Annotated in this window: 12 protein-coding genes; 5 read left to right on the plus strand and 7 right to left on the minus strand. The window is 34.3% G+C overall.

Annotated elements, in window-relative coordinates:
* Positions 1-18: 18 nt before the first annotated feature.
* The 4 genes from E0W69_RS16885 (at position 19) to E0W69_RS16900 (ending at position 3,951) form a co-directional block, all read left to right on the plus strand.
* Positions 19-402 carry a putative quinol monooxygenase gene (locus E0W69_RS16885; RefSeq protein ID WP_131331213.1) on the plus strand — a complete coding sequence of 128 codons (384 nt, stop codon included), beginning with the start codon at positions 19-21 and terminating at the stop codon, positions 400-402.
* Positions 403-645: 243 nt separating this feature from the next.
* Positions 646-2,307 carry an FAD-binding dehydrogenase gene (locus E0W69_RS16890; protein ID WP_131331215.1) on the plus strand — a complete coding sequence of 554 codons (1,662 nt, stop codon included), beginning with the start codon at positions 646-648 and terminating at the stop codon, positions 2,305-2,307.
* A 386-nt stretch (positions 2,308-2,693) separates the two neighbouring features.
* Positions 2,694-3,287: a DUF4396 domain-containing protein gene (locus E0W69_RS16895; protein WP_191967892.1), complete on the plus strand. Its 594-nt coding sequence runs from the start codon at positions 2,694-2,696 to the stop codon at positions 3,285-3,287.
* 25 nt (positions 3,288-3,312) lie between these two features.
* Positions 3,313-3,951 carry a class I SAM-dependent methyltransferase gene (locus E0W69_RS16900; RefSeq protein ID WP_131331219.1) on the plus strand — a complete coding sequence of 213 codons (639 nt, stop codon included), beginning with the start codon at positions 3,313-3,315 and terminating at the stop codon, positions 3,949-3,951.
* Here the strand turns inward: E0W69_RS16900 and E0W69_RS16905 are convergent, their stop codons facing one another.
* The 3 genes from E0W69_RS16905 to E0W69_RS16915 all read right to left on the minus strand — a co-directional run bounded on the left by E0W69_RS16905 (position 3,952) and on the right by E0W69_RS16915 (position 6,791).
* On the minus strand, positions 3,952-5,019 hold the full coding sequence (locus E0W69_RS16905) for an acyltransferase family protein (RefSeq protein WP_131331220.1): 1,068 nt from the start codon (positions 5,017-5,019) through the stop codon (positions 3,952-3,954).
* Positions 5,020-5,069: 50 nt separating this feature from the next.
* Positions 5,070-5,717 carry an ABC transporter ATP-binding protein gene (locus E0W69_RS16910; RefSeq protein WP_131331221.1) on the minus strand — a complete coding sequence of 216 codons (648 nt, stop codon included), beginning with the start codon at positions 5,715-5,717 and terminating at the stop codon, positions 5,070-5,072.
* A gap of 78 nt (positions 5,718-5,795) precedes the next feature.
* On the minus strand, positions 5,796-6,791 hold the full coding sequence (locus tag E0W69_RS16915) for an aldo/keto reductase (protein ID WP_131331223.1): 996 nt from the start codon (positions 6,789-6,791) through the stop codon (positions 5,796-5,798).
* Between the two features lie 131 nt (positions 6,792-6,922).
* Here E0W69_RS16915 and E0W69_RS16920 point away from each other — a divergent pair, with 131 nt between their 5' ends.
* Positions 6,923-8,830: an OmpA family protein gene (locus tag E0W69_RS16920; protein ID WP_131331224.1), complete on the plus strand. Its 1,908-nt coding sequence runs from the start codon at positions 6,923-6,925 to the stop codon at positions 8,828-8,830.
* 147 nt (positions 8,831-8,977) lie between these two features.
* On the opposite strand, the gene E0W69_RS16925 is transcribed toward E0W69_RS16920, so the two are convergent.
* From E0W69_RS16925 to folP, 4 genes are all read right to left on the minus strand, one after another.
* Positions 8,978-9,877: a reverse transcriptase family protein gene (locus tag E0W69_RS16925; RefSeq protein ID WP_131331226.1), complete on the minus strand. Its 900-nt coding sequence runs from the start codon at positions 9,875-9,877 to the stop codon at positions 8,978-8,980.
* The gene (locus E0W69_RS16930) at positions 9,858-10,148 is read right to left on the minus strand and encodes a helix-turn-helix domain-containing protein (RefSeq protein ID WP_131331227.1); all 291 of its coding nucleotides are present in this window, start codon (positions 10,146-10,148) and stop codon (positions 9,858-9,860) included. The genes E0W69_RS16925 and E0W69_RS16930 overlap by 20 nt, the downstream gene beginning before the upstream one ends.
* A gap of 61 nt (positions 10,149-10,209) precedes the next feature.
* Positions 10,210-10,440, minus strand: a complete 231-nt coding sequence (locus tag E0W69_RS16935) for a hypothetical protein (protein WP_131331229.1) — start codon at positions 10,438-10,440, stop codon at positions 10,210-10,212.
* 476 nt (positions 10,441-10,916) lie between these two features.
* Positions 10,917-11,768, minus strand: a complete 852-nt coding sequence (folP, locus tag E0W69_RS16940) for a dihydropteroate synthase (protein ID WP_131331230.1) — start codon at positions 11,766-11,768, stop codon at positions 10,917-10,919.
* Positions 11,769-11,770: the final 2 nt, after the last annotated feature.

Genomic DNA, 11,770 nt, shown 5'->3' on the forward strand with positions numbered 1-11,770 from the left:
GGAATAATTTATCTTACTATGAATAATTTAGAAAATATTGGGACTTCCAATAATCATGATAAAACAGCAACTACAGAGATTACTGTAAGTGCTTACTATAAAGTGCATCCAGATGATAGGCAAATTTTTATTGACGCAGTTATCCCGGATATGATTGCTGCCAATCAAATGGAGGGTTGTATATATTATGCTTTTGCGCAAGATCTTACAGATCCCAATACATTTCATTTACTAGAAGGTTGGAGCGATCAAGAAGCCTACGAAAGACATGAAAACTCCAATACTTTTTTGACTGCGTTAAATACTGTAGTTAAAAATGTAAGAATCTTAGATCGAGAAGGAGTAAGATATGATATCGCAAAAATGCATATAGATGATCCAAGAGGTAAGGTTTTGAAGTAATGTCAGTAAAGCTCAAAATAAAGTATTAATAGTTAATTTGTCATATATTAGAAGGATTAGAATTTAATTCTCGATTGTTGGATTTTGTACTATAAAGAGATAACTGAATGTTGTCTCTTTATTTGAATTTAGATGTACCTTTTCACTATATATACATTCATATAGTTCCATCAAATTTTATAAGATTGTAACATTTAATTTTATAAATTTCTTAATTTCATACTATCATATGAAATTATAAAAATGGAACAACATTTTTTCCCCGACGCAATTATTATTGGTCACGGACTTGCTGGATTAGTTGCCGCATTTGAAATGACAAAAAAATCTAAAACAGTTTTAATTCTTGATCAAGAAGGAGAAACTAATCTTGGAGGACAAGCATTTTGGTCATTAGGAGGATTATTCTTAGTGAATTCTCCAGAACAACGCAGAATGGGAATCAAAGATTCATTTGAATTAGCATGGCAAGACTGGATTGGAACAGCTGGCTTTGACCGAAAAGAGGATTATTATCCCAGAGAATGGGCAAAAGCCTATGTAAAGTTTGCTACAGAAGAAAAATATCAATATGTAAAAGAAGCAGGAGTTCGCTTTTTTCCTATAGTTGGCTGGGCAGAGCGAGGTGATGGTATGGCAAATGGTCATGGAAATTCTGTTCCAAGATTTCATGTTAGTTGGGGTACTGGCACTGGGATAGTGAAAGCTTTTGTAGAGAAAGTGAAAGTCGCGCAAAAGAAAGGCTTAGTACAGTTTGGATTTCGTCATCGAGTGACTGGATTTATAAAAGAAAATAATAAAGTAATTGGCATCATGGGAGATATCCTAGATGCAGATGAAAAATTACGGGGCGAAAAAACCAATAGAAAAGTCATTGATCAATTTCAATATTTCGCTAATAATATAGTCATTGCGTCCGGTGGTATAGGCGCTAATCACCAACTCATACAACAGAATTGGCCGGAAAGACTAGGGGCGCCCCCTCAAACTATGGTGACTGGCGTACCAGATTATGTAGATGGAAATCTTATAAATATTGCTGAAAAAATTGGTGTACATTTTATAAATAAAGACAGAATGTGGCACTATACAGAAGGGCTTCAAAATTGGAATCCTATATGGAGTAATCATGGAATAAGGATATTGCCAGGGCCGTCTTCTATTTGGTTGGATGCAAAAGGAAAGCGATTACCAGCACCTTTCTTACCAGGTTTTGATACATTAGGTACTTTAGAGTATATCATGAAATCGGGTTATGATTATTCATGGTTTATTCTGACACAGAAAATTATAAAGAAGGAGTTTGCTCTTTCTGGTTCTGAACAGAATCCAGATATCACGAACAGAGACTATAAATTATTGCTTAAACGAGTATTTGGAAAGAAAGCTTCTGAACCTATCGAAAAATTTAAATCTGATGGTAAAGATTTTATAGTATCAGATAATTTAAAAGATTTGGTAGACAAAATGAATATTTTATTTGGAGAAAACCTTTTGAACTATGAATATATACACCAACAAATTCTGGCACGAGATAGAGAATTAGATAATCCATTTTCGAAGGATGCGCAAATTAACTATATTCGTAGCACGCGTAAATATTTGGGGGATAAGTTAGTTCGTACAGCGAAACTTCATAAAATTCTCGATCCTAAAAATGGTCCATTAATTGCAGTAAAGCTGCATATACTTACTAGAAAAACTTTAGGGGGAATTGAGACGGATCTCAATGGTCGAGTATTTGACACAGAAGGTAATCTTATAGAAGGACTTTTTGCCGCAGGGGAAGCTTCAGGTTTTGGTGGTGGTGGAATGCATGGTTATAGAGCTCTAGAAGGTACATTTCTGGGTGGTTGTATTTTTTCTGGTAAAAAAGCTGGAGAATTTATTGCTAATAACTATTAAAAAATAATAATTTCTTGTGTCTGTATAACTTTAGCAAAATGCCTGAAGAATCTTTATATTCTTGAATATACATAGCTCGTATGCAGTCATTAATACTGACGTTTATTTTCTTCCAAAATCATAATATCCTATGTTTATATTATAGTCAATATGTCTAGTGCAATCTAAATTCAATCTATATATAAAATAATTATCGATTCCTAGAGTAAGTGCATTTTTTTGCGTAAATTACATGTACGCAGTCATCCAATCCACAATTTTTTAACATTATAGTTATGGAAATTTTGTACATTATCTCTATAGTATATTTATCTTTTGGAATACTCAGTTTTGGATACATTCTGTTTCGCATTTTCATTACAGGCCAAAGACAATCAATGTCTATCATGAATATCGTGTGGCCTATCACAGGTTTATATCTCGCTCCCATTGCGGTAATTTTATTCAATAAACGGAGTAATACCTCGCATAAAATGTCACTGATGGATATGAAAATACCAATGCATACCACTATGAAAATGTCATCACCCAAAGTTAATCTGAAATCCACTTCTCAAAGTACCATGCATTGTGGCAGTGGTTGCACTATAGGTGATGCGATTTCAGAGCCACTAATGTTCATTTTTCCTATAGCAATTGTACAAAATTCCCTTTATAATAAATGGATTATTCAGTTCATATTTGCGTTTGTTACCGGTATATTGTTCCAATATATCGCAATTAAACAAATGCAACCCAAACGATCCTTTTCTAAGATCATTGTAAAAGCTTTAAAAGCCGATACGCTTTCTTTAATATTTTGGCAAATAGGAATGTATGGAGGCATGGCAATCGCTATGAGTATTTTACCTAAAAATAGTATGCGACCTACGACATCGATCTATTGGTTTTGTATGCAGTTGGCAATGATCTTGGGCTTTTGTACCGCATTTCCAATAAATTATTTGTTGTTGAAAAAAGGGATCAAAGATCCTATGTAAATAATTTGCATTAGCTTGCCTTCTAATGGAAAAATCTACTAATATATTTGAATACAACTATAAATTGGTACATATTAATGTCTGTATCCCTAATTTGGCTACATTAAAATTGAAATATGAAAATTCACTCCAAGATAATCCGAATATAAACTTCCCTTACTGGGGACAAATATGGGAATCAGCGGTTGCATTATCGGATTTTATAGTAGATCATCCAGCGTTATTTTATGATAAGAAAATACTAGAGCTCGCAGCAGGATTGGGGTTACCTTCCTTTGTAGTTTCTAATTTTGCACAAAAAGTGATTTGTAGTGATTATGCGAAAGCTTCTTTAAATTATTCGGAACAAACAAAACTACTAAATGGATTAGAAAATGTTGATATTATGCAGATTGACTGGAATAATATTCCTTCTCATTTGCAACCAGATATAGTGCTAATAAGTGATCTTAACTATGAACCACAATATTTTGAAGAACTATATTTCGTTTTAATTGCGTTGCTAAATAGAGGTATTAAAATATTTTTAGCTACGCCGCAACGTTTATTAGCAAAGCCCTTTATCGAAAAAATACTCGAGTTTGCTAAACATCAAGAAGAACGACAAGTGCGAATACTTGATAAAAAAATAGAATGGATTACTATTTTTCAATTGGAAATCTGATTATTTTTTAAATTTTGTAGTCAAATATTTGCGAATAGGACCATCGACATATTGCATAGTGACATACGCTATTGCAAGCATGACGATAATTGTGGTGATGATAACTATTGCGACTGTCGAATTTTCTGGTTTTACTTTGGTATAATAGTGATTGAATATCCATATAAATGCGTAGTGTGTCATATATAATGGATAGGAAATATTACCTAAAAGTTTTATGAATTTGGATGATTTTGTCGCATATTTTGAACCGATTCCCATCATGATAATGATAGGGAAAATAAGAATGACTATAATAGGTTCTAATATATAATTCATCTTTGAAAATGGTGATATCATCATTAAAAATAATAGTATGGCAAATATTAAGAATCCAAAATTATTTTTAATAGAGAGTTTGTATCGATAGATAAGCATTCCCATACTAAATGAAAATCCTAATCTTATACCGCCATCCCAAAATGTATCTTTTCCCCAGCCGCCTGCAATATTTCCAGCACGAGCCGTAGCGTGACAGAGTGCGATCGCAAAAATCGCCATAAGTACAACTATTATTTTTTTAGATAATTTAAAAAGAATGAGTGCATATAGAATATTAGCAATATATTCCCAAAATAGAGACCACTCAGGTGCATTTAATCCAAATAAATTAAAAGCTCGGTCTTTCATTATTGGCAATGGAATGACCAATATCGAAGCAATAAATAATAATATAATTTGTCCCAAATTAAATGTGTGAAATTCATTTGAAAAAGGATCTACTATAAGTGCTATAAGACCTAGTATAGTACCGATTACAACTAATGGATGTAGCCTTATTAAACGTGATCTAAAAAAAGTTTTCAATCCCATAGATTGTATCCGATCATCATAGGAATAAGCGACTACAAAACCAGAAAGACAAAAGAAAAAATCAACGGCAAGGAAGCCATGTGCGATAAAAATTTTTTCATAGTCCGTAATCATCATTTCCATAAAATGAAAAATAACTACAGAAATGGCTGCAATACCACGTAATCCATCTAAAAGTACATAATGTTGCTTCGGTGCTAAAGTATTTTGACTCATAGTATGTTGGTTGGTTTTTGTTTTTTCAAAATGACGATCGCTGTTGATTACTACGTATTTTTTTGTGGTAATTTTTTGTAATCTCGGATATCAATAATTGTTTTGCAAAAGCCGTATTCATTAGTATCATTACTACTGACTATAATCGTACGACCATTGGCATATTTTTCAATAAGCGACTTATACAAATCGAATCCTGCTTGATCAAAATTGGAACATGGCTCATCTAAAAGCAAAACCGGAACTTCCGAGAAAATGGCCATTGCCAATTTAATTCTTTGTTTCATACCACTACTATAATAGCGAATTTGCTTTTGCATAGCATTTTGCAATTGTACTTCAGTCAACATTTCCTCCAAAGAAAATTGTTTGGATAAGGGTTTGAAAGAACTATGAAATTTAAGAAACTCTAATGCTGTCATTTCTTCAATCACTTCCAGATAGGGCGCCGCGATGGAAAATTGTTGAAAGATTTTTTCACTGGTTTTTGTCTCTTCTGAAAAACTTCCGTCAGACCATGTACAAGTGCCGTTGGATAATGCTGTCGCGCCACAGATACATTGCAATAAAGTACTTTTACCACTACCGTTATTTCCTGTTATGGCATACGTTTCTCCAGATAAGAATTTATAACTCAAATTACGGAAAACCCATTCCTTATTAAATCTCTTGCTGGCGGAGGCTAATTGTATATTCACACGGCAAAATAAAAATAAAACCACCAATTAAAGGAAGTTTTTTCCATTAATTGATGGCTTTTGACGATTTTAAAACAATTATGCAGGAATCTCTACTTTCGCAAATTGTGTATCGATTTCACTTAATTCATCATCCGAAAGCGCTAATTCCATTACAGATGCATTATCTAGTGCTTGTTGCGCATTTCTTGCGCCTGCCAACGCGATTGTTATACCTGGCTGAGATAATGTCCAACGTAAAATCACTTGTGCAATTGTTACATTTTTTCCCGCCGCAATAGGCTTTATTGCATCTAAAAAGCTATTTACTTTAAGTAAATAATCATCTTGATAATATTTACTTCCTGCTCTCGTATCTCCTGCATTGAACACATGACCAGGCTGATACTTGCCGGCAAGTATTCCTCTTTGCAATGGACTGTACGCCAATATACCTATTTCATTATCAATAACATACGGTACCAAATCCTCTTCAATATCTTTTCGCAAAATACTATAAGGTTCTTGGATAGAGGCCAGTGGGCAGACCTTATCCGCCTTGGCTACTTGTGCAACATCATAATTACAGACGCCGGCTTCGCGTATTTTTCCTTGTTCTTTTAAGCGTAGAACCGCTTCATACGTTTCCTCAATCGGCGTGGTCGGATCAGCCCAATGTATTTGGTAAAGATCGATATAATCTGTGCCCAATCTTTTCAAGCTATTTTCACATTCTTCGATGACGCTTTCTTTACCCGCATATTTGTAAATATTGATTTTTGTGCCGTCATTTTTTTCACTCGGACCGACCAATTCTCCTTTCGCAAGATCCCAACGCATCCCAAATTTGGTAGCGATCTGAATTTTGTCTCTGGAAATTCCTTTGATCGCCTCTCCTACCAACAATTCACTTTCACCTTGACCGTATATCGGTGCCGTATCGATCGAGGTAATTCCGTTATCAATTGCAACTTTTATTGCTTCAATGGCATCATTTCCTTCATTTCCGCCCCACATCCAACCGCCAATTGCCCAAGCACCGAATGTTATTTCTGTTAATTCCAATGCTGTTTTTCCTAATTTTCTGTATGCCATATTTTTTTTAATTTATACAAATAAACATCCAATTGCATGTCTAAACTTTGTAGTAATTTGCTGTTTAATTGGGAATTTCCAATACCTTTTACTACAATTTGTTTTCCAACTGGGTAAAATGCTCAACAACCATGCGCAGACTTAGTTTAATATTTATTGCAATATTGTTTTTTTTAATAGGACATTCACAAAGTTCGAACCCAAATGCTCAGAAATCTTTTGAAGCAGCACTTCCCTATTTGGATAATGGAGATTATGACAATGGTTTAAATAATTTGCTGAAAGCGTATCAGGCAGATCCTAATTTTATCGATGCAATCATCACTCTTGCCAATACTTATAAAGAAATAAAATCCTACGATTCGGCAGTTCTATTTTATCAAAAAGCCAAATTGATTGACAGCCATCAATCCAATTATTACAATATGCCGTATTCCAATTGTTTGGCGGGTTTGGGTAAATTTTCCGAAGCATTGCAGGCGGTAGATCAATATTTAAAAATTCCGAATCTCGGTGATAAGGCTTTGAAAAATGCGCAATATTGGCAAAACTGTTATCAATTTGCCATCAATTATGCGAAAAATCATCCGCATGAATCTTATGTATTCCAGCCGATCAATATGGGAGACAATATCAATTCTCCGCAAGCGGAATATTACCCATCCTTTACGATTGATGATAGCACATTAGTTTTTACACGTCGAGGTGAAGGAATACGAGAAGATTTTTTAGAAAGTTTTAGGGATAAAAATGGAAAATATGCACCTGCAACTTTGATTAAAGGAATCATCAATGACGAGCCATCCAAAGGGGCATTAAATATTTCCCAAGATGGACAATGGTTGATTTTTGCGGGAAATTTTGGAAATAAAGGTTTCGGTAATTTTGACTTGTACATTTCGTATAAGACGGAAAATGGATGGTCAGCGCCGCAAAATCTTGGTCCAAATATCAACACTGGATTTTGGGAAAGTTCACCTAGTTTGAGTCCCGATAAATCAACACTTTATTTTAGCAGTAACAGAACGGGAGGTTTTGGAGGTAACGATTTGTATGTCAGTTATATGCAACCAAATGGGAAATGGTCCAAAGCGCAAAATATGGGTAAAGAAATCAACACTTCTGGAGACGAATTAGCGCCTTTTATTCATGCGGACAACACCACTTTATTTTATACTTCTAGCGGTTTGCCTGGTTATGGTGGTACAGATTTATTCAAAATTACCAAAACGGATTTTGCAAATAATACCTGGAGTCAACCAGAAAATCTAGGTTATCCGATCAACACGATTGACAATGAAGGTAGTTTGTTCGTCGCTTCGGACGGAGTGACTGCTTATTATGCGAGCGATCGAGCGGACACAAGGGGCGAATTGGATTTGTATAAATTTGAATTGCGAAAAGATATTCGTCCGAATAAAACTTCATTCGTTTCTGGTAAAATTACGGATGCACATTCGGATAAAGGATTGGCTGCGACGATCGAATTGACCAATAATGCCAATCAGCAATTGATTAGCAAAACGAATTCTGATACAAGTGGCAATTATTTGGTGACTTTACCGGTTGGAAATGATTATACCATTACGCTCAATCGTCCTGGTTATTTATTCCAAAGCGAAATTTTTAGTTTGCATGATGTACAGCCATCGTCTGTTTTTCGGAAAAATATTTCCATGCAAGCGATTGAAGTCAACGCAGCAATTACTTTGAAAAATATTCAATTTGCGTTTAAGTCGTACGAATTAGAACCTGTAAGTAAAATTGAATTGAACAAATTATTACAGTTATTACGAGAAAATCCCACACTTCGAGTTCGGATAAATGGGCATACAGACAATAAAGGTTCGCAAGCGGTTAATCAACCGTTATCCGCCAAAAGAGCAAAAGCCGTGGTCGATTTTCTTTTAGGGAATGACATTGAAAAGTCGAGATTGGAATGGAAAGGATATGGCGACGCACATCCAATCGCAGACAATGCAACAGAAGAAGGGCGTGCGCTCAATCGAAGAACGGAAGTCGAAGTGATTGGACTGTAAAGCGAAAAGCTTTCTACGGCTTGATGCATAAGCAGAAAAGAAAGTACAAAAGTTCAATTTGACAAAACTGCTTGATGATTCCAAATTATAAAAATAAAAACATAAATCAAGCTGTTTTTGCTACGTGAATAGAATAAAAGTTGAGAATTAGAACCAAACCTGCTCTTTCATCAAACCGCTGTTAGGTGCCGGTTTCTTTCGTCCATTCGTTTTCCTAATATTGTTTAAATAGTTCGTAAAAGGTTTTATCTCTTTTTTTTCTGTTATTTCTGTTCTTGACTTCTCAATTATTTTGTCAGGTGCGTCTATTTTATTTAAAAAAACATTTACACCTGTGATTGTCTGCTTTCCTTTATACTGTGTCTTTCTGTAACTAAGTTTAAAATTATTGTCCGTAACTATTTTTAGTATATCTGACAGTAAATGTTGAAAGTCCTGTTGAGATGAAAAAGTTAAATCATCAACATATCTTGTGTATGTAATATTATTTTTGTTACAAAGATCAATAAGTAAAAAGTCTGTTTCTAGAAAAACTAAATTGGCAATATGCGTGCTTGTCGGTGTTCCTTGGGGCAATTCATATTTCCAAGTTGTCAAGTTTGTCAACCAATGTGAGAAATGTGGCGAAAAATTCAGCTTGCGAAAAGTTTCATAAACTCTTTGTGATGTAATGTTTGGATAAAACTCTTGTAAGTCTGTAGTGAAAACATATTTTTTACCTTGGTGCGGTTTAGCATTAGTTATATTGCTACAACCTTTAACACCACCGTGAACAGTCTTAGGTAATTGAATAGGAATTAAAATTTTATTTTTTATTCTCGACTGAATTAATTTCAGCTCCTTTTGAGAAGGTCTAATAGTTCTTTGCTTTTCAGTTCCATCCAAATATTTTTTAGGTAGTCCTGTTTTTTTATCAATTTTCTTCTCTATCCACTCCTTGTAGTATTTTTCTAAATTATTTGCAATTTTTTCTACTTCGTCTGATTTAAAACATACGATTGCACAGAATTTTTTGAACTCATTTATTTTAAACTGCGAAGAATTCATTAACCAATGATTTTACAGAAGGGCTTACAATTTGAAATGCTTTTCTTTTATTCGGTTGAACATCGTCTTCTGTCATTGATAGAAAGAAAAGAATTGGTAAAGGCACATTTAAATTTTCACTAATTGATTTTAAAGTTGAAAGATTTGGTTCTTTCAAGTTACTTTCAATTTGCGAAAGATATGTTTGTGTGATACCACAAGAAAGGGCAAATTCACCTTGGGTTTGTCCTTTTTGCTTTCTGATGTTTTTTATAATATTGCCTAAATCCATTTTTATGTTGTTGAATAAATTTAAGGAGTGTTCGGATTTTCAATTCTACATCTTGGTTTCATCAATTTTGGTCTCTAGCGAAAAAATCAATAAGAAGTCCAACTACTTTAGCAATTTCTTGACGAATTTGCTCATTGGTCTTACCTTTTTTCCGTTTCAAGAATTGAAGTCTTTCTAATGCTTCATTTAAGACAATTAAGTCTTTTTCCGAAAGAGAACACTGGTTCTTTGTGATAGTTGCAACATTTTGTATTGCATTATCAATGATTTGATTTTGTTTTAATCTACTCATTTTACTTGTTTTTAAAGACAACGACATTGTTGTCCTGCTTTTTCCAACAATGTCTAAGTAAAAACTTGTAGTTAGGAGTCTATTTCCTAAGTGCGTAAAACAATGTTCTCGTACACTCACTTAAAATTCCTGCTTATTAAATTAATATAGCATAATAACAATTTAAACAAAATCATCTTATCTAGACTGGTCAGTTTATGACTGTCATAGGGGATAATTGTGTGCTGTTAATTTACCCGTTAAGGTTGTCTTTTCAGACAGTCAAAGGAACTCCACTTAGTAAATAGACATCAAATCACATTTCAAAGAACTAATCTACCGCAAAGTTAAAACAAGTTTTTGAAAAAAAGAAATAAATATTACTGTAAGTTAATAAAAAGATTTATTATTGTATCTCTAGGTGTTAAATTGTCTGATAAAAATGCCTTGTATTCTTTGCTATGCCTTAGATGTTGTCGATCCTCCAAAGCTTGCACCTAACGTTTAGCCTTAAGCTTTTCTGCTTTTTTATAATATTCCACCAATTCTACGGCTTGTACCGCTTCTTTTACATCATGTACCCGAATAATATTGGCACCATTTTGTAAGGCAATAGTATTCAAAACGGTCGTTCCGTTGAGCGCATCTTCTGCGCTGACATCAATCGTTTTTTGAATCATTCCTTTTCTGGACAAACCAATTAAAATAGGTTTTTCTAATATGGAGAACTGCTCTATATTCTTCAGAAGCGTAAAATTTTGCGTGCGTGTTTTGGCAAAACCTAATCCCGGATCCACAATAAAATTATTAATTCCCGCTTCTCTACAGATTTCTATTTTCTTGATAAAAAAATCCAATACCTCTAATGTAACATTTTCATAATCTGTCAATTTACTCATTGTTTGAGGTGTGCCACGCATGTGCATACAGACATAAGGAACATTTAATTTACCGACGGTGGCGATCATCTCTTTATCCAAATCTCCACCACTTATATCATTTATAATAGATGCTCCCGCGTCCACACTTGCTTGAGCTACATTTGCATAAAAAGTATCTACGGAAATAATGGCATCTGGAATCGCTTTTTTGATAGCCATTACCGCAGGAATTAAACGCTCCGCTTCTTCCGCTGCGGTCAATAAAGTACTACCCGGTCGTGTACTTTGTCCGCCTATATCCAAAATCGTTGCCCCATTTTCCAACATATTTTCTGCCATGGCAATCGCCTCACTCAAGTCTGGTTTTCGGTTCCCCCTAAAAAATGAATCGGGCGTAATATTGATAATTCCCATAACTTGGGGAGTCTCGAGAGATAAAAGCTTTCCTTGACAATTGAGGGTAAACATGT

The sequence above is a fragment of the Rhizosphaericola mali genome (assembly GCF_004337365.2).
GTDB lineage: Bacteria > Bacteroidota > Bacteroidia > Chitinophagales > Chitinophagaceae > Rhizosphaericola > Rhizosphaericola mali.